This is a genomic window from Paenibacillus sp. JT31N11, from assembly GCF_056269285.1.
Window position 1 is genome coordinate 106441 of the sequence record NZ_JBWDNQ010000017.1, and the last position, 19784, is coordinate 126224.

Below are 19784 nucleotides of genomic sequence, written 5' to 3' on the forward strand. Positions count from 1 at the left end.
CAATCATTCCCTGTATAACTGAATCAGCAAGACCATCTTACTCCAAAGGAAGAAGGGAGGAGCGTCAATGGGAAAAGGCGTCGATACGACGGTCAACTGCCATTCGCTCGCCGCTGCCATCAAGGAAGCGGGATATGACTTTGTATGCAGGTATTACAACCGGAACAACCCGGGCAAGAATGTGACCCGCAAGGAGGCGGAGGCTTTGTCCGGGGCGGGACTGCATCTCGTTGCGGTATGGGAGAACGGATTTCCGACTTCACCGGGCTATTTCTCGTATGATGCCGGGAAAAGGGACGGCTGCGATGCCCACCGGTATGCCCGTTCCATCGGTCAGCCTGCGAACACGCCGATTTACTTTACCGTTGATTTCGATGCCTCGCAGGAGGAGCTGTCCGGTGGTGTAAGCCGGTATATGCAGGGGGTCATCGATGCTTTCCGCGAGGAAGCGGCAGCCGGAACGTTGTATGACATCGGCATCTACGGGTCCGGTCTTACCTGCCGGCATATGCGGGATGCTTTTGGCGGCGGCATTGCATACGCCTGGCTGGCCGAGTCAAGGGGCTGGAGCGGTTATGCTTCGTTCAGCGATTGGAATATCAAGCAGCTGGCGGGCGCTATGGTAGCGGGCATACCGGTCGACACGAATATAACTTCGGGCCGCGGCGGCGGCTTCCAGGTACAGGGGGAGTGACCGGAACATGGCACAAGTGAGGCTTGCACCCTTGCCGAGGAGGATCGGCTTTATCGGAGCTGCCGGTCTGCTCGCCATTTTATTGCTGCTGCTCATTCTTCCAGGCGTCCTTGCCTATGTGACTCTGGCCAAACCGGAGACCAGAACACTCGTTATCGAGCTTGAGCAGCAGCTCTTCGGCAGGGAGCTGACAATGCAGGAGCTCTCTGATATCCCATTGATGAAAACCGAAGTAAACCGGATTCTCGCTGTATTCCAGGCCGACCCGCAGCCGAGTGCTGCTCAGGCGGTGCAGAAACAGGCGGCTGATCTAAGCAAGCAGGCAAGCCGCGGCCAGGGTGCCCTGTGGATCGGATCGGTCGCATTCATATCCTGCTTTTTTATGATCGTCAGTTTGCGCATTACGGGGAGGCCGCTGGGTCTGCTCGTGAATGAACGCAATTTAATCAGCTTGTCGAGATTTCAGACGGTGCTTTGGACGATCATGCTGCTGTCCGCTTATTACACCGCAGCATCGCTGCGCATTTACGGGCTGCAGGATATCGGGAACGCCCTCAATATCGCGATGGATTGGCATTTATGGGCGCTTATGGGCATCAGCTTCACTTCTTTGGTCGCAACGCCGCTCATTCATACGACCAAGCAGGCCAAAACGATTTCCCCCGACGAGGCAGATAAGCTTCAGCCCGCGGACGTCGAAGGAAGCGACGGCATCTTGTACGCCAATGCGAATTTCTCCGATGCGTCATGGACCGATATGTTCAAGGGCGAAGAAGTGAAGAACGTGAATATTGTCGACATGGCGAAGCTGCAGATGTTTTTCTTCACGATGATTGCCGCGGCCAGCTATGCCGCGCTGCTGCTGCAGCTGTTCAACAGCCGGGCTCCCGGCGGCCTCACTGAATTTCCGGCCGTCAGCGAAGGCTTGCTGGCACTGCTGGGCATCAGTCACGCCGGATATTTGACCAGCAAAACGATTGACCGGACGAAGAGCACACCCTAACTTTTGCAAAGGAGAGATGAATATGAACGACAGTAAAAATCTGCTTACGGACTTCGATCTGTGCCTGGCGCTTTCCCAGAAGGCGATCAACAGCCAAATGGCTTATGCGTGGAAAGCGTGGAAGCGGCGGAAGCAATTTAGCGACACGCTGGACATTTATCCGAAGAAGAATGACGGCACTCCATCCAGATACGGCTTGACGGCCGAAATCGCTCCGCTCGAGGTGAGCTTGAATGTAGAGGACGGGAAACTCGGCCAGGTGAAGGTGGCTTTAACGTTGAAATCGGGCAATGTCCATTACTATGACGAGGACGAGGAGCAGGCTGCGGATCAAGCGATTTCCAACTGGAGCTTATCGTTCATTACGGATTTGGACAAAAAGCCGGTCGATCTCGAGACGATCGCCTCGATTGATCCGGCCGCGTACGAAACGGTCCAGAAAACGATCGATGCCAGCGGGCTGCCGGATGATGTATTTTCCATCGAATATTTATTTATGAAGCTGACGGAAGTCGATCTGCTCCTGTCGGACAACAAGAACGTCTCCATACCGGCCGCTGTCTCCCAATATGCCCGCACCAGAACGCTGAGTTGTCTTAACAATCTGCTTCAAGGCGAAATGAGCGAATTTATGCTCGGTACCGTCGTGCGGCGCAACACAAAACATCAGACCCCGACGTTTGCGATGACGGACTTCGTGTTTGACGTTCATGCCAATTGGAAGGCGGCTGACGCTGCGACGCTCAGTTATCTCGGGATGTTCTCGGGACGGAATTTGCCGGATGATAGTAATGCGGCGCGGATCAAGCTTTCGGATGACTGGATCAATCCGGCGATGATTGACGGTACGCAGGGACTAATATCCGGCATCATGGCGATACGCAAGGAAGTGCTGCTGGACAATTATCTGATGCCGCAATTTATGAAGGAGCTTGGCGCAAGTCCCGTTGTCGACGGCTTGAAGCGGCGCTTTGTCTTCCAGGATTCCAGCAGCCACACGAGCCGGGATCTCGTTGACCGGAAGGTGGAGCAGTCCCGCAGCTATTGGCTCGAAATCGCAATCGCCCCGGGGACGAACCGTTTGGATATCTCGGGCAGTATCGATGGATCGTTCACGTATACGGAGCATACGCTGGGTCCTCTAGGCACGGAGACGGCCCGATTGGAAGCGGCAGGAAATCAGCCTGTCAGCGGGTCCGTTACGCTGGCGACTCCGGGAGGAACAGCCGATTTTTCCGTGAATTCGCAGCTGAATTACAGCATCGGCGATTTCAAGCAGACCAAAGACGATGCCAGCGGCTTCGGCGTCGTGGAGAACGGCGTATCCTGGATCCCGAAGCTGCTTGGCATCAGCAAAGGAACCATGCTGGAAATGCTGGGCGGAATCGTCGCCGATAAAGTGAGCGTTCTGCATACCGCGCTGCAAAATGCTCTGGGCCATGTGGAAGTCGACATGTCGCAAAGCCACTTCATCCCACCGGGCGGCGGCGTGTTCGCGTTCCAGAATCTTCGTTTTTCCAGCCAAACCGGCGATCTGCTGCTGGATGTCATTTATAAAGCGCCATGATGTGATGAACCGATTGATAATCTTGAACAGGAAGGGAGTATCGCAATGAACAAACCGCGAGTGGTACGATTATCCGTTAATGATGTGAGTGGGAATTCCATACAGTTTACCGTTTCGAACGATATTATCGATCATATGGAGGCGGCCCGCACGTTTGGCCGCGAGGACTTGGCCGACCCGGCTGCACATGGGAGATTTCAACGGCGCGTTATTGCGCTGCCCGACCGCAAATCCGGCGTTGTGACGCCGATGGTGCTGACGATCGGCAATCAGAACGGGCTTTATCTTGTGCGTCAAGACAATAAGGCGGACAGCGGCTGGAGCTTGGCCGATCTTGGCGCGTCGCTTGCTTCCGCTGTGGGAGGGGCGCCGCAGGTGCGGGCCGTCGGCGCCGGCTGGACCGATGACGACCGCATCACGATCGCCGTAGCGGTCGATGACGGTCCCGGCCAGACGCAAAGCCGCATATTCGCGGCATATAACTTATCCAGCGCAAGCAGCGACTGGGAGCAGATCGCCTGGTCGGACTGCGGGACAAGGGAAAATGTCCGCGTTGAAGGGATTCGGGTATTGGATGAAGGCGATAATTTGTGGACGGTCGTGCTGGCAGGCAGCAGGGGGCCAAGCGAGGCCGTATATCTGCTGCGCAGTGACAGAGCCGCATCATTCGCAGGCGCGCTCGTCTTTAATCCCGCCGTTTCGCTGGAAGAAGTTCTTGATTTCGAGGCCGGCGTTCATCCGACATACGGAGGAGGGCTGCATGTGCTGGGCATAGGCAGCGGAGACCGCGTGCTGGCCTTCCGGCCTTTCCCCGAATACGACGGCGCGGGCAAGCCTGCAACCATACCTCCCGTCGTGGGTTTGCCCTGCCCTGCTGGAGCTAATGTCCTGGAGACGGGCGTCATGACGGAGAACGGCACAAATTTATATATTGGCGGACAGGGCCTGCACCTGATCCCTGCTGCGGAGCTGGATAATGCCGAGGACGCCCGGGTCAGCCAGATTGCCGCTCCGGAGACGGCGGCGAATGTACAGGATGTGATCGTCGGCGAGGCAGCGGATGGGAGTGTCTCTCTATGGGCGCTGCTGCAAAATGGCGATTTGAATGTCGTCAAGCGTCCGAATGCGGACACGGATTGGGAACCGCCCTTACGGCTGCGAAGCGGAGTGCAGGAAATGGCGCCGGTCCCGGGAGACCGGCATACGACGGCATCGGTTCTGGCAGTATATATCGATGCCCATGCGGGATACATCTGGCAGGATAACAGAACCGGCGTCTGGCAGGAAAGCCCCCTGCATGTATCCGATCCGGACCAGGTGATGCAGATAACGTGCTACGGAACCTCGCTTCGCGTCCTGGATGTCGCAGGTGCGCCGAAGCGGGCGGTTAAAGTCTCGGTGACGGCATCCGTGCTGTCCAGCGTTTCGCTCAATGGGGACGCCGTGTTGATCGGCCCTGGCGCGGCTGTCGATACGCTCACCGATTTGAACGGCGGCGTCAGCCTGTTCAACAGGGTGAAGTCGCTGACTCCGGCCGTCTATCGTTTCTCCGTTGACGGTATCGACGGTCACATCGACGTCAATCCGGCTTCCGGGGTGTTCGACCGGTTCAAATCGATGACGGCGGATGAGCTTCGCACCGCGACAGTGAAGACGCCAAGCGGCGACACGCCGCTGCTGCCGGACAACTTCCGGACCGGCCCGGACCAGGGGCAGGTGGATGCGGTAGCCGCCTCGCTCAATCAGGCGGCCGGACTCGCCCTCTCCTCGAACGGAGCCGCTCCGGATGTGCGGACAGCTCCGGCAGGCGCCCCATTCAGCTCTGTGCTGCGGGCAGATGCATTGCCCGATGCGTACCGCTGGGGCATTCAATCGGATGCGCAGGGTGTGCGCCTTATCCACGACGACGCCATTTCGAAGCTGGTCGGGGCCGCGGAAAGCGCGGAGCATTTCTTCGTCAATCTTGGCCATACGATTGCCGATTTCTTCGAGGGGATCGGGGAGAAAATGAAGGAGGGCTTGACCTTCGTGCTTCATAAAGCGGAAGGCGCGTTCCAATTCATATGCGCCATCGGCGAAAAGATTAAGAAATTTGTTCTCACAACGCTCGAGGAAGCGGGTGCTTTCTTCAAATGGCTATGGGCGCAGGTGAAGACGGGTCTTGAGAAGCTGTGGGATTACTTGAAGTTCCTGCTCGAGTGGGAAGATATCGTGCTGGTCCGCAGAGCAATGGTGGAGGCAGCGGATGAAGCGTTGACATCCCTGAAACAATCCGTCGGCCGTATGAAGACGGCAGCGGCGGGCGGTTTCGACAAAGCCATTGCGCAAATCGGACAATGGCGGGCGGCGGGCGGCGCCGTTCCGGCGAAGCCGAGCCGACCCGGTCCGGGACAAAGCATTATCGACGATATCGGCAAAGCGGCCGCTCCGATTCAGAAGCTGCTGGACGAAGTGAGCGGCAACAGCGTGGTCGGATGGGTCACGCAGAAAATCGGTAAGCTCGCCGATGATATCGTCCATGTGGAAGGTCCGGACGTGACGGAAGAGGCGATGGCGGCGGCGGAGCAGTTCGTGGAGGGGCTCCTGGGTGATGAGATGAACGATCTGCTGACCATGTGGGATAAGCTGCAGACGGACATCGGCCGCCTGTTCGACGGCGCGATGCCGAAGCCGGGAGAGCTCAATTTCGGAACAGTTAAAGATGTGCTTGTTGCAGTGGGGACGGATGTGCTCGAGGGCGTACTGGCGGGCTTGCGCGATTTTGTTCTGCGGACCCTCGACTTGATGCAGAATCTGATCGGAGTCGCCCGCGACGCGCTGTTCGCGAAAGTGAGCTTTCCGTTTATCGAGAAGCTGGTGGAATTCGTGGCGCCGGGCGCTCATATCGACACCTCGTTCCGGATGATTGACGGCGTGATGATGCTTTGCGCCATTCCGGCCACCATAGCCTACAAGCTTATGCTGGGAGAGGCGCCTTTCAAGAAAGGCGATATTATTCCGCTTTCTTTCGGAAATGTTACCGTTCAGTCCGGGGTTGACGGGCTGCGCAAATTTTCGTGGGCGGGTGGACTTATAGGCTCATTCATGAGCATGATTCTTACGGGATATCAGTTATACGTGCAGGGCAATGTTGTTAGCGAAGGAGGCAGTTCGAAGCCGGCTGAAGCTTGGCAGCTGTGGCTTGGCGCAGGATTAGGCGTGCTGGGTCTGGCAACGGAAGCGCTTGGCATGCATGTGAACAAAGGCGAGGAGGTTGAGGCCATGGAATGGACGATGCTGGCCATTACCGGCATCCTGTCGGTCAAGACGGTTGCACTCCTCGTTGCGGGAAATAAGAAAGAGGCTCCTGATCGCAAAAAGCTGCAAAAAGTCGGCTCCGGCATCGAGGTTGTCGGCAAAGTCGTCCACTTCATAATGCGCACGGCCATGTTCGGAAAGGTTATCGATGATGACAGCAAATCAAGCTCGCCTTCCGCGGGCGACGAGAAGTCGACGGAATCGCTGGCATGGATCCAAAGCTTGTTCGATCACCTGGGAGCGGCGCTCGTATCGTCCGCCAATCTGGACGACGACGAGGAAACGAAGGCGATCCTGCTCGCAGCGGGCGAGGGCGGTAAAGGCCTCTCATTCGTGCTTAATCTCATCCGCGTGCCGATTACAGCCCAGAAGCAGCAGCTCCTGACCAATTAATCCAGGAACAGCTCGCCCGGATCGATCACAGGCCAGAGAAGGCCGTTCTCGTCGGCGGCTTCCCGGCCGAAACGGAGCAGCCGCCCGACCAGCGCATCGACCGAAGCATCCGGATCGGCTTGCCGCAATGCGGCAAAGCATCCGGAGACAACCGCGGCAGCGCCGCTTGTCTCTCCCGGATCTCCGGGCCGGGTGAACAAGGTTGTGCTGCAGCCTGTATGAAGACTTTGATGAAGGCGCTGGCTCGTGTTGGCGAGCCGGACGCCTTCTTCCCCGTTGTCGAGCGCGCCTGCGCTGACAGTTTCACGGAGAATGGCAGGCCACGCCATGCCGTGAAGGCTGCGGCCGCGATGCTCCGGGTACCAGTTGCCTGCGGCGGTTACCGTAGGGATGCCTGCTTCGCGCAAAGAGGCAACCTGCCGCTGCAGCGTCGATCCGCGCAGCGGCTCATCCGAGGTGCGGTGACTCGAATCGGCGAAGGCGGCGCAGACGACGCCGATGCCGAGTTCTTCCCTGTGCTCCATGATCCACGCCAGGGCCGATTCAATCATGGCCGTATCGCGTAATACGCCGCGCCGGTTCATCAATTTCACCGGCAGAAGCCGGGAGCCAGGGGCAATCCGGGCAATCGTCGCCGCTACGGCGGTACCGTGTCCGGCATAATCGCGGGTGTCCCCGCCGTCGCCGTCGCCGCTGAGGTTGACTCCGGGCAGCATGGCGGTACCATGCTGCAGCCGATCCGGATCAATCCCGGAATCGATGACGGCTACGACGACTCCCGTAGTGGAGGAGAACGGACTTTCTGCAGCTCCGCTGGTCAACATGGCAAGCGACCTTCTTTCTAATTAAAAAATAGTGAAGCACCTGAGCAACTTGACCCGTTTACTCCTTCTCGAAATCCAGCACGACCGCATATGCGGCGCCAATGCTTGCAGAGAACTCATTACGGATGAACTGCAGGCTCGTCTTTGCGAGCGGAATTCGCAGCGCTCTTCGCTGCATAGTTTGCTGGACCGCCAGCTTGAAGGGGGCGAGTGTGGCAAAAGGACTGTCGATGATGATGTTCTGCGGGTTCATCAGATTCACGATTTGGGCCAGCGCGAAGCCGATATGTTCACCGGATGCGCGCAGCAGATCCAGGACGCATGCTTCATGCTGAAGTCTGGTGACCAGTGACAGCAGACTTTCTTCCGGATTCGCCGAGGGGTAGCTGGCGCGCAGCTGCTCTCTCACCGCAGGCATGCTGACGAGCGTCTCCAGGCATCCCCGCTGTCCGCAGGCACACAGGGGTCCGTCCATCTGCACGCACAGATGACCGATTTCACCTGCAGTGAAGCTTGCGCCATCATAGACGCGGCCGTCAATAATCTGGGCTCCTCCTACTCCTTCATCCACCCGCAAATAGAAGAGATTGCCGGAGCCACCCGGGGGTAAGGGGACAGCAGACGAAGCCGCCAGCGCAGACGCTCTGACATTGTTCATGACGATGGTTTTCACCGGGAGGCCCTCATCCAGCCGCTCCTTGAGACGGACGTCCCGCCAGTCCAGATGGGACGAGAAGTGCACAAGGCCCAAGTGGGGATCGACCAGCGCAGGTATCGCCGCACCGATGCCGAGCGTCTGGGGGTACTTGTCGAGAAGCCCGCTGCACAAGCTGATCAGCTGCCCGATAAAAGGGTCCGCCTGCATGGACGGGATTGTCCATTCGCCGCTCTCCAGAATGGTGGAGCGGTAGTCGGTGACGACAAATTGGCAGCTTGAATGGCCAATGGAAATTCCGATTGCGGTATGAAAAGCCGGAATCAGCTCCAGCTGGATTCTTGGCCGCCCTGCGCCGCTCTGCTCGTCCAGCCCTTTTTCCTCGACGATCCCCTGCTTGATGAAGCTGTCGATTATGAGCGAAATGGTGTTTTTGCTTAAGCCGAGCAGCTTGGACAGCTCCTGCCGGGAGTGATGTTCCCCGGTGCGAAGCAGCGCCAGGGTGCGTTTTTCATTGCGCTGCCGTAATAATGCGGTTCCTTTGCTCATTGATCCTGCCGTCCTCCAAATAAAATTGAAAATTCCGTTGGTTCAGTTCAGTTTAGTATATGCTGTTCATGAAGCCGGCAGCAAGTCGCATGAATGGGCGGTATACCTTCCCCTTGCAATTTCTCTTCGGATGCATATAATAAACAAATAACAGCTTACAAGCGATGAACGGGACAGTACTTTGCAAAGCGCTGCAAGCAGCGAGCCGGGGCGGTGAAAGCCGGTGCAGCGAGGCATGGGAAGCGGGCCCGGGAGTTGATTGTCCGAATGCGCCTGCCGCTGTAGGATAATCCGGTCACCCCGTTACCGTGTTCAAGCGGCCCCGCTAACGAGGAGAGGCAGCCGGCCAATCGGCCGGCCCCTTCTATTCTAGGCGGGAGCCAGAAGAGTGGTACCACGGACCAGACCTCCGTCTCTTTACAGAGACGGGGGTTTTTGTGTTTTTCATCATAAGCATCCGTTAAAAATCCGAAGGAGGAGAATAAGATGAATCTTTTGCTGAAATGGGCGGCAGAGCGCCTGCAGCCTCATACCGGGCTTTCGCAGACGGAGATTGCCGCTGTGTTGGAGCTTCCCCCGAATCCGGCGCTTGGTGATGTGGCGTTCCCCTGCTACCTGCTGTCCCGCCAATGGAAGCGTCCGCCTGCAGCCATCGCCGGGGAGCTTGCGCCGCTTGTCCAGGACCCGTCTGCCGGTGTGCTCGCAGAAGCCAAGGGTCCCTATTTGAATCTGTTTTTTGAACCTGCCCGCTTTGCTCCAGAGCTGTTTGAAACCATATTGGACGGGGATTTTGCCAAGTCCTCGGAAGGAGAGGGGCAGCGGGTCGTCATCGACCTGTCCTCGCCCAATATCGCCAAGCCGTTTGGAGTGGCGCATCTGCGCTCCACGATGATCGGCCATGCACTCGCCAATCTCTACCGTTTGTCGGGGTATAAGGTGATGACGGTCAACCATATCGGGGATTGGGGAACGCAGTTCGGCAAGCTGATGGAGGCTTACACGCGCTGGGGCGACGAAGCGGCGCTTCAACGGGAGCCGATCCGCGAGAGCCTGCGTCTCTATGTGCTTTTTCATGAGGAGGCCGAGAGGGATCATTCGCTTGAGGATGCGGCGCGCCTCTGGTTCTGGAAGCTTGAGAACGGAGATGCGGAAGCAAAGCGGTTGTGGACGTTTTTCGTATCGTTCAGCATGAAGGAATTCGACCGGATGTATGCGCGTCTTGGGGTTGCCTTTGACCATACGCTGGGAGAGAGCTTCTATAATGATAAAATGGCTGCGGTTGTGAGTCAGCTCACTGAACAGGGGCTTCTTGAGGAGAGCGACGGCGCTCAGGTGGTGCGGCTGGATGAAGAGGGTATGCCGCCCTGCCTCATTTTGAAATCCGACGGCTCGACGATTTACCCGACGCGCGATTTGGCTACCGCGCTGTACCGGAAACGTGAGATGGGAGCCGACCGCCTTCTTTATGTGGTTGGTGCAGAACAGAAGCTTCACTTCCAGCAGGTGTTTGCCGTTCTGCAGCGGATGAAAATGGACGGCGTGGATCGCTGCGAGCATGTCGCCTTCGGATTAATGAAGTTCGAAGGCCGCAAGATGTCCACACGCAAAGGGCAGGTGATCTTTCTTGACACGGTGCTCGATGAAGCGGTCGCCAAAGCGGAAGCGCTCATCGCCGAGAAGAATCCGGAGCTTGCCGGCAGGCGGGAGATAGCCGAGGCTGTCGGCATCGGCGCCATTATCTTCGGCGATTTGAAGCACGGCAGGCAGCTGGAAGTGAATTTCTCGCTGGACGAGGCGCTTCGCTTTGAGGGGGAGACGGGTCCTTATTTGCAATATACCGCGGCAAGGGCGTATAAGCTGCTGGTCAAGGGCGGCTTGACCATCGATGAAGCGATGCAGGCAGTTAAGGATGGCGCTCTGCAAAAAGAGGGAGGCTTCTTATCCCTTCCCGCCGCATGGACCTGTCTCAAAACCTTATCCGCCTATCCGGATGCCATCCGCGAGGCGGTCAAGGCGAATGAGCCTTCCATCTTGGCTAGATATTTGCTCGACGCTGCCAAGGACTTCAACCGATTCTATCATCAGGAACGGATTCTATCGGAAACGCCGGAAGCGACACGGGCGAAGCTTGTGCTTGTGGCTGCCTGCGCCAAGGTCATCCGCAGCGGGCTGACTGTGCTGGGTCTCCAGTCGCCCCGCCAGATTTAGCCGCTGCTTCCGGCGGCATTGAAATCCTTGTTGCTCCTGTATATAGTAGGTATCATAAGAAGCAGGACAGGAGACTAACGACGATGACAGGCAGAGCGAAAGTGCGAATCAAACTAACGAGCGAGCTCGACGGAGAACAGCAAAAGCATGCTTTCATCGGCGAATGGTTCCGCAAAGACCGCACCGTCTATGTCCGCTACGACGAATCCGATGAGAATGGCCAGGTGCGGACGGTCGTTCGCTGGCGCGAAGGCGAGCTCAGCGTCAAGCGTCACGGGGATGTGGAATCGGACCAGTCCTTTGCGGCCGGAGCGCGCCGCTTGGGGCATTACGCCTCGACGCATATCCGTTTCCAGCTGGAGACGGATACTACGCTGCTGTGGATGCAGTGCGGAGATATGGCCCAGGCGGAGCCTGCGGATGAACCGCTGGCGCCGACGCTGCCGATGCTGCTGGAATGGCATTACAGACTGTGGGTAGACGAGCAGCCGTCCGGGTTGTTTGTCATCCGGCTGCGTGCGGAAGAGCTGGAAGACGGGCATGCTTCCGTCCTGACGGAAGAATAGAAGTTTGCCTGTTTGGTAATGCGAATGATGAAGAGGAGCTGGATTTTTTAATGGAAGCAAATGCGATTGATGTGCTGGATATACTTGTTAAAGAAGCGATAGCGGATGCGGTGGTAGCCGCTGGGCTGGCGGCACGCGAGGAGCTTCCCTCCTTCGTGCTGGAAGTGCCCAAGGATAAGTCGCATGGCGATTTGGCGACCAATGCCGCCATGCTGCTCAGCAAGCTGGCCAAGAAGAATCCGCGCCAAATTGCGGAAGCCATACTCGCCCATCTGGATAAAAGCAAGGCCTCCATACAGTCCGCGGAGATTGCCGGACCGGGTTTTATTAACTTCCGGATCGACAAGAGCTATCTCTATCCGGTGATCAGTCAGGTGCTGGGCCAAGGCCAGGAATATGGCCGCGTGAATGCAGGAGGCGGGCAGTCCGTCCAGGTCGAGTTCGTCAGCGCCAATCCGACGGGCAGCCTTCATCTGGGCCATGCCCGCGGCGCCGCTGTAGGCGATGTGCTTTGTAATCTGCTGGATTTTGCCGGCTACCGGGTCACACGGGAATATTACATTAATGATGCCGGCAAGCAGGTAGCGAACCTGGCTTACTCTATTGAGGCCCGCTATAAGGAAGCGCTTGGTCAGGAAGCCCAAATGCCGGAAGACGGTTATTATGGCGAAGATATTATTGGCTTTGCCAAGGCGCTGGCCGAGTCGGAAGGCGACCGGCTGCTGTCGATTCCTGACGATGAGCGTTTTGCATTCTTTCGCGCATACGGCCTGGAGCGGGAGCTGAACAAGATCAAGCGTGATCTGGCGGAATTCCGCGTCGAATTCGACGAATGGTACAGTGAGACGAAGCTGTATGAGAGCGGACAGGTCGAAGCGGCGCTTGAGGCGCTGCGTGAGCGTGGGCAAGTGTTTGAAGAGGAAGGCGCCACGTGGCTGTCCACGATGCCTTATGGCGATGACAAGAACCGCGTTTTGGTGAAAAATGACGGTTCCTACACCTATCTAACGCCGGATATTGCCTATCACCGGGATAAATTCGCCCGCGGCTACGACCGGATGATCAATATTTGGGGCGCTGACCACCACGGCTATATTCCCCGGGTCAAGGCAGCGATGGCTGCGCTAGGCAACGATCCGCAGAAGCTGGTTGTGCTGATTGCCCAGATGGTCAGCCTCTTCCAGAACGGCGAGAAGATGAAAATGTCCAAACGGACCGGCAAGGCGGTCACGATGGAGGATTTGATGGCGGAAGTGGGCATCGACGCCATTCGTTATTTTTTCTCCATGCGGAGCATGGACTCGCATTTGGACTTTGACATGGATCTGGCTATTTCGACATCCAACGAAAATCCGGTATTTTATGTCCAATATGCCCATGCGCGCATCTGCAGCATCTTCCGCCAGGCACAGGAGCAGGACGTTCAGCTTCAGCCGCCCGCATCAGTGGATCTGACCCGTCTTGCGACTGAGCATGAATTCGATCTGCTGCGCAAAATGGGCGAGCTGCCGCAGGAAATTGCGGAAGCGGCCGAGCAGTATGCGCCTCACCGGCTTGTCCGGTATGTCTATGAGCTGGCATCCTTGTTCCACAGCTATTACAAGGCGGAACGGGTTATAACCGAGGATGCTGCTCAGACGCAAGCCCGGCTGGCGCTGCTGGCCGCAGTTCGTACAGTGCTGTCGACGGTTCTGCGCCTGATTGGCGTCTCAGCCCCGGAACGTATGTAGATTTGGCAGCTTCCGCGCGTTGAATTGCAAGCAAACCGCAGACCTACCGGTCCGCGGATGCGAGCATGCGCATTACATCCAGCTCCCCGGTTAACCGGGGAGCTTTTGTGCCCCGCAGCGGGAGCATGGAACGCTTTAATATGGCTTTAATCTCGGACGGCGAAAGTCCCGGCTGGTGGGCCAGCAGCAGCGCAATGGCGCCGCTGACATGCGAGGTTGCCATGGAGGTTCCGCTCATTTCATGATATTTTCCGCGCAGCCATGACGACATGATTTTATCTCCGGGAGCATAGATATCAATGTAGATACCGCGGTTGCTGAACGGCGCAATACGGCGCAGGCGGTTAGTGGCTCCGACAGAAATGGTCTGCGGATATTTGGCCGGATAGTCGATGGACTTTCTTTTCCCGTCATTTCCGGAAGAAGCGACAACAATAACGCCGGCATTGTACGCATTGGTCACAGCTTGGAGCAGTGACTTGCTGCGCGTTTTCATGCCGAAGCTCATGTTAATAATATTCATCCGGTTGCGGACACACCATTCGATGCCCAGAATGATGTCCGATACAAAAGCGCTGCCGTTATGATCGAAGGCTTTTACAGGGTAAACGATGGATCGTGGAGCGACCCCGATCATGCCGCGCAGCTGGTTGGCCGCGGCAATCGTTCCTGCAATATGTGTGCCGTGCCCGTTATCATCATGCGGAAGTGCGGCAGGGTTCAACAAATTGATGCCGCGGGCAAGCGAATGCTTAAGGTCGGGATGGCTGAAATCCACACCGGTATCAATTACGCCGATTCTAACCCGGTATCCCGTTGTCATGCCCCATGCTTGCGGGGCTTTAATTTCATTGACACCCCAGGGAATACCCTTTTCGCGTGCGGTCTGCTTGACTGTCGTGGCGTGAACGCGAAGCAGGGGGTCATCCTCGATCAGGATGCCGTCGCGGGAACGGGTTTTCAACTGCTCATCGGGTATGGGAAGTGAAAAAGCTTCAATTAATGGAAGATGTCTGGGAGCCTGCTCTTCGGCAAGCGGCTCGCGCAGCTCCGACCATTCCTGGAGGAAGCGCCGATAATCGCTGCGCTGCTCAAAGCGGATGATGCGGCGCTTAACGTGAGACGAGGACTGGGCTTGCGAACTGTGCAGCAGGCGGAGAATTGCGGTTCTGTCCAAGGCTGGCCTCTCCTCCCGGGTGGACTATGCTGCAGTATTGTATGACGGCAAGCGGCAGGCCGTATGAGCAAGTGACCTTTTTTCCTATAATTAGGCTGAATAACCGTGTCATTCGCCGCTGAGGCACATAGAATAAATCAGGAGTCCATTAACGGCTCTTGCATCCCGGGTGGGCAGCAGCCGGATCATCCGGAAGGATACAGTCAAAGCGAAGGGTTGTCCTTCGCTTTTTCTTTTTACATACAAAAGGCCTGCCGCTTGCTTTTTTGAAAGAAATAGGTTTTACTAAAAGTTGATAATGGATTGTCTGCGTAGTTTTGTAGTAGATTGACATGAGAGGAAGTGTCCAATGAGCAGCGAAATCACCTTGAAGATCGATCCTGAACGCGTCAAGGAAATGCCAATGGTTGATTTGGCTTTTGAACTGCTTAAAGCGGCCAATACGCCGTTTTATTATCGGGATATTATGATGGAAATTGCCAAGATCCGTGGCTTGTCCCAAGATGAAACCAACCAAGTGATTGCGCAAGTATATACGGAAATCAATATTGACGGTCGTTTTGCCTGTGTTGGTAACAATACCTGGGGCCTCAAACGCTGGTATCCGGTGGAACGTTCCGAAGATCCGGTGGGCAACGCCAAACGCCCTCGCATTATCAATGATGATGATGAGGATGACGAGGTTTATCCGGACGAGGAAGAAGAAACCTACACCGCCGAGGAAGAGGATTTCGACAGCTATGACGAAGATCAGGAAATCTTCGACGAGGCGGAAGAGGAAGCTGAGGTTGACGAAGAGGTACTGATCGATGACGAAGAAATCGATGAGGATACCGATGACGTGGATGAGGATGAGGCGTCGGATGACGAGGATTCCGAGGAAGCGGATGATTTTGAGGATGACGACGAGGACGACGATAAATAGATAGATCTCCAGCGTTTGTCAATTCCAGAAGGTCTTTGGCGAAAATCCCGACGAACCGCCAATGGACGGCGAGCCATTCTTCTGTACGGGGCGGAAGACCCTTCTTCTTGTCTTGACAGGGGATAGCCGCGAAGAGTAAACTATTGCATGGGCTTTAAGTTCGGACATGCAAGTAATAAGCCAATCCAGAAAGTGCCCCGTCTATACGGGTGTCACTTTTTTCTTTTTTTTATCCTTTTTTCATAATATAAGAAGGCTGGTTTCGACCATACTCTGCTTATATTTCTTGAGAAAAGAAGCTTGTCTCGCCGCCGAAGACGGCGCCAGCCGCATCTTCCTGAAAGTTCAGAAGGATCAAGCTTTATCTATTCTTCTCTGAACGTAATTGAATTGCAGAAACTAATTTCGCCTTCAACAAGGCAGTGGAATTCGTTTCTTATTAAGGAATTGGGCAATCCTATACTTTAACATCCTAGCGTGGAGGGTATCATCAGTGACCAAGTACATTTTTGTAACCGGCGGTGTCGTGTCGTCTTTGGGTAAGGGCATAACGGCAGCATCGCTCGGCCGATTGCTCAAGAACCGGGGTTTGAAAGTAACGATTCAGAAGTTTGATCCTTATATTAACGTGGACCCGGGAACGATGAGCCCCTATCAGCATGGGGAGGTATTCGTAACCGATGACGGTGCGGAGACAGACCTTGATCTTGGCCACTATGAGAGATTTATTGACATCAACCTGTCCAAGAACAGCAATGTAACGACAGGCAAAATTTACTCCTCCGTTATTACCAAGGAGCGTCGCGGAGAGTATCTTGGGGGCACTGTTCAGGTCATTCCTCATATCACCAATGAAATCAAGGAACGCGTATTCCGTGCAGGCAAGGAGACGGGATCCGATGTGGTGATCACAGAAATCGGCGGTACGGTCGGGGATATTGAAAGCTTGCCGTTTCTGGAAGCGATCCGCCAGATTAAAAGCGATATCGGACGCGATAACGTGATGTATATCCATGTGACGCTGATTCCTTTCATCAAAGCTGCGGGCGAAGAGAAAACGAAGCCCACCCAGCACAGCGTCAAGGAGCTCAGAAGCATCGGCATTCAGCCGAATGTCATCGTGTGCCGGACGGAATACCCGCTTGCGGACGAGTTGAAGCGTAAAATCGCTCTATTCTGCGATATCGACGCCAGTGCAGTTGTGGAATGCCGCGATGCCTCGACCTTGTACGAGGTACCTCTTAACCTGCGCGAGCAGGGTCTGGATGAGATCGTCGTCAACCACCTAAAGCTGACCACCCCTCCGCCGGATATGACGGAATGGGAGAGTCTGGTCACCCGTGTCAAGCAGCTCAGCCGGACCACGGAAATTGCCATTGTCGGCAAGTATGTAGCGCTGCATGATGCTTATCTGAGCATCGTGGAATCGCTCAGCCATGCAGGCTTTGATTCCGATGCGGATGTGAAGCTGCGCTGGGTTAGCGCGGAGGATGTGACAAGCGAGAATGTAGCGGATTTGCTGGATGGCGTTCATGGCATTCTGGTGCCGGGCGGCTTCGGCGACCGGGGGATTGAAGGCAAAATCACGGCGATCCGTTATGCCCGCGAGAAACAGATCCCATTTTTCGGCATTTGTCTCGGCATGCAGGTAGCCGTTATCGAGTTTGCCCGCAATATTACGGGACTTGCCGATGCCAACAGCTCGGAGATCAACCCTTCCACCAGCTATCCGGTTATTGATCTGCTGCCGGAACAAAAGGATATTGAGGATTTGGGCGGAACCATGCGCCTTGGCTTGTATCCGTGCAAGCTTGCTGCCGGTTCGCTGGCCGAACGTGAATATAATGACGAGCTTGTATATGAGCGCCATCGTCATCGCTATGAATTCAATAATGAATTCCGCGAACGCATCGAATCGGGCGGACTGCGCATTTCCGGGACTTCGCCGGATGGCCGTCTGGTTGAAATGATCGAGCTGCCGGAGCACCCTTGGTTTTTGGCCGTACAGTTCCATCCCGAATTTACCTCCAGACCAAATCGGCCTCAGCCGCTTTTCCGCGGTTTTGTCAGGGCAGCTTTGCTAAGATCCGAGAGTTTAGAAGGAAAGATGTAGTTTTTCACTTTTTTTCCAGCATGAAGCAGGATATTGAATGCCACTTCGCGAATAAATTAACGATTATGGGAGAGTTGACCAAATCGTGCGGCAGGATTTTAGCGCATTCGTAGGAGGGTTTCGAGTTGGATAAGAAGAAAGTGTTAATCGTCGACGACCAAAACGGTATTCGAGTCTTGCTGATGGAAGTATTTAGCAGTGAGGGTTATGTGACCTTTCAAGCCTCTAACGGCAAACTGGCGCTGGAGATCGTAAGGAATGACGTGCCGCATCTTGTCTTACTAGATATGAAAATTCCAGGCATGGACGGACTGGAAATTTTGAAGCACATCAAAGCCATTAACAAAGACATCAAGGTGATCATGATGACCGCTTATGGCGAGCTCGATATGATCAAGGAGGCAACCGACCACGGTGCGCTGATGCATTTTACCAAGCCTTTCGATATCGATGAGATGAGAATGGCCGTTAATTTGCAGCTGCGCGGCGGTGAATCCAACAATTGGTACGCAGTAGGGTCCTGATTATTCAGGGCCTTTTTTCTTTAGAGGTTAGGCAGTTGGCCTGTTAAGAGGAATGCTTCTGCGGCGGTGGAAGGCCTGCTGACCACGGAGCCAAGCGTTTCAAAGACCTGTACCAAACAATAAACGGTTGTGGTATACTAGCGGGGTATAACAAGCAGAACCGTGATTTATTCCGTTACCGCAGAGTGCTCCCGCTGCAAGCTTTCTGAAAATACCGGAAAAGGACGAGTCTTACGCTCCTTCTCTGTATTTTTGCGGGAAGATGCTTGGGTCGCCAGAGCGCAGTTAGCGACAAGCAGCTCGCAGCAGGCATAACCTCCATCTTATTAATCTATAGGAAACGTCCAGCTTTTCGTTATGCTTTCTCTTATAGATTTGAAGGAAGAAACGATTTTCACCATCATCGGAAGATGGCGGGGCGTTGCTTCATTTCAGGGGTGTTTGTTTGTGGAGAATGGCGCGCAGGAGAGAGAAGCACCGCATGTCAGAGCCATGCTTCACACCCTTAAGCTCGCGGCTTTTTGCAAGCTGATTGCTTGATGGAGCAGGGCCAAAAACTTTTAGGAGGAACAGAGAATCTATGCCACTCGTATCAATGAATGAATTTTTACCAAAAGCCAAAGCCAACAAATTCGCAGTCGGCCAGTTCAACATGAACAACCTCGAGTTCGCGCAGGCGATCGTCGAAGCAGCAATGGAGGAAAAATCACCGTTTATTTATGGTGTATCCGAAGGCGCACTGAAATACATGGGTATTGAATTCACTGTTGCCATCGCACAAGCAGCCGCGAAACAATCCGGCTTGCCGATCGCGCTCCATCTTGACCACGGAAGCAGCTTTGAAGTCGCCATGAAATGTATCCGCGCAGGATTCTCCTCGGTTATGTTCGACGGCTCCCACTACGGACTGGAAGAAAATATCGAATTGACCAAGCAGGTTGTAAAAGCTGCACGCGCAATGGGCGTTTCCGTTGAAGGCGAGCTGGGTACAATCGGCGGCGTTGAGGATGATCTGAGTGTTGATGAAGCCGATGCTACGATGGCCAAGCCTGAGGAAGCCATCCGTTTCTACGAAGAAACCGGTGTTGATTGTCTGGCGATTGCTGTGGGTACCGCACACGGTATGTACAAAGGCGAGCCGAAAATCCACTACGATATTATCCAAAAAGTAGCTGATGCCATTCCGGTACCGGTTGTTTTGCATGGCGGTTCGGGCGTTCCAGACGAAGCCATTCGTCTGTCCATTGCAGCCGGCGTAGGCAAAATCAACGTTAATACCGAGAATCAGGTTGCATGCACCAATGCAATCCGCGAAGCATTAGGCGCCAGCGCCTCCGTGATTGACCCGCGTAAATATCTGACACCTGCCCGTAACGCTATGAAAGCAGTTGTTCAAGAAAAAATCCGGCTGTTCGGCAGCAGCAATCAAGCGTAACATCCGGAGCATGGTATAAACCGCCACATAGTACCTGATGAAAATCGATGTCCTCTTTCACTCAATGTCCCGTAATATTTAAGGTGTGAGTAATGGCGTCGAGCGTTCTTCAAAGGATGCGGCG

General features: G+C 55.2%; 14 protein-coding genes and 1 other annotated feature. Of the genes, 11 read left to right on the forward strand and 3 right to left on the reverse strand.

Going from position 1 to position 19784, the window contains the following annotated elements:
- The first annotated feature begins 67 nt into the window (after positions 1-67).
- The 4 genes from AC0YNV_RS34540 to AC0YNV_RS34555 are packed head-to-tail and all read left to right on the forward strand — an operon-like array spanning position 68 to position 6954.
- Complete coding sequence (locus tag AC0YNV_RS34540) at positions 68-694, forward strand: glycoside hydrolase domain-containing protein (RefSeq protein WP_475772088.1); 627 nt, start codon at positions 68-70, stop codon at positions 692-694.
- Positions 695-701: 7 nt separating this feature from the next.
- The gene (locus tag AC0YNV_RS34545) at positions 702-1697 is read left to right on the forward strand and encodes a hypothetical protein (protein ID WP_475772089.1); all 996 of its coding nucleotides are present in this window, start codon (positions 702-704) and stop codon (positions 1695-1697) included.
- 22 nt (positions 1698-1719) lie between these two features.
- Positions 1720-3264 (forward strand): hypothetical protein, encoded by a 1545-nt coding sequence (locus AC0YNV_RS34550; protein WP_475772090.1) that lies wholly within the window; start codon positions 1720-1722, stop codon positions 3262-3264.
- A 45-nt stretch (positions 3265-3309) separates the two neighbouring features.
- On the forward strand, positions 3310-6954 hold the full coding sequence (locus AC0YNV_RS34555) for a hypothetical protein (protein WP_475772091.1): 3645 nt from the start codon (positions 3310-3312) through the stop codon (positions 6952-6954).
- Here the strand turns inward: AC0YNV_RS34555 and AC0YNV_RS34560 are convergent.
- The gene (locus AC0YNV_RS34560; protein ID WP_475772092.1) at positions 6951-7778 is read right to left on the reverse strand and encodes a S8 family serine peptidase; all 828 of its coding nucleotides are present in this window, start codon (positions 7776-7778) and stop codon (positions 6951-6953) included. The two genes, AC0YNV_RS34555 and AC0YNV_RS34560, sit on opposite strands and share 4 nt — an antisense overlap.
- A gap of 58 nt (positions 7779-7836) precedes the next feature.
- On the reverse strand, positions 7837-8982 hold the full coding sequence (locus AC0YNV_RS34565; RefSeq protein ID WP_475772093.1) for an ROK family protein: 1146 nt from the start codon (positions 8980-8982) through the stop codon (positions 7837-7839).
- 155 nt (positions 8983-9137) lie between these two features.
- Positions 9138-9402, forward strand: a binding site (T-box leader).
- Between the two features lie 66 nt (positions 9403-9468).
- Here AC0YNV_RS34565 and argS (AC0YNV_RS34570) point away from each other — a divergent pair.
- The 3 genes from argS (AC0YNV_RS34570) to argS (AC0YNV_RS34580) all read left to right on the forward strand — a co-directional run bounded on the left by argS (AC0YNV_RS34570) (position 9469) and on the right by argS (AC0YNV_RS34580) (position 13486).
- Entirely contained in the window at positions 9469-11190 is a 1722-nt protein-coding gene (gene argS / locus AC0YNV_RS34570) for an arginine--tRNA ligase (RefSeq protein ID WP_475772094.1), read from the forward strand.
- Between the two features lie 83 nt (positions 11191-11273).
- Positions 11274-11756 carry a YwiB family protein gene (locus AC0YNV_RS34575; protein ID WP_475772095.1) on the forward strand — a complete coding sequence of 161 codons (483 nt, stop codon included), beginning with the start codon at positions 11274-11276 and terminating at the stop codon, positions 11754-11756.
- A 50-nt stretch (positions 11757-11806) separates the two neighbouring features.
- A complete protein-coding gene (gene argS, locus AC0YNV_RS34580) occupies positions 11807-13486 on the forward strand; it encodes an arginine--tRNA ligase (protein WP_475772096.1) in 1680 nt (559 codons plus the stop codon).
- A 43-nt stretch (positions 13487-13529) separates the two neighbouring features.
- Here argS (AC0YNV_RS34580) and AC0YNV_RS34585 read toward each other — a convergent pair whose 3' ends face one another.
- On the reverse strand, positions 13530-14663 hold the full coding sequence (locus AC0YNV_RS34585; RefSeq protein ID WP_475772097.1) for a S8 family peptidase: 1134 nt from the start codon (positions 14661-14663) through the stop codon (positions 13530-13532).
- A gap of 349 nt (positions 14664-15012) precedes the next feature.
- On the opposite strand from AC0YNV_RS34585, the gene rpoE reads away from it, so the two are divergent.
- The 4 genes from rpoE to fba all read left to right on the forward strand — a co-directional run bounded on the left by rpoE (position 15013) and on the right by fba (position 19660).
- Positions 15013-15588, forward strand: a complete 576-nt coding sequence (gene rpoE / locus AC0YNV_RS34590; RefSeq protein ID WP_475772098.1) for a DNA-directed RNA polymerase subunit delta — start codon at positions 15013-15015, stop codon at positions 15586-15588.
- 493 nt (positions 15589-16081) lie between these two features.
- On the forward strand, positions 16082-17701 hold the full coding sequence (locus AC0YNV_RS34595) for a CTP synthase (protein ID WP_475772099.1): 1620 nt from the start codon (positions 16082-16084) through the stop codon (positions 17699-17701).
- A 125-nt stretch (positions 17702-17826) separates the two neighbouring features.
- Positions 17827-18225 carry a response regulator gene (locus tag AC0YNV_RS34600; RefSeq protein ID WP_210046153.1) on the forward strand — a complete coding sequence of 133 codons (399 nt, stop codon included), beginning with the start codon at positions 17827-17829 and terminating at the stop codon, positions 18223-18225.
- 580 nt (positions 18226-18805) lie between these two features.
- Complete coding sequence (fba, locus tag AC0YNV_RS34605; RefSeq protein ID WP_475772100.1) at positions 18806-19660, forward strand: class II fructose-1,6-bisphosphate aldolase; 855 nt, start codon at positions 18806-18808, stop codon at positions 19658-19660.
- The last annotated feature ends 124 nt before the right edge of the window (positions 19661-19784 follow it).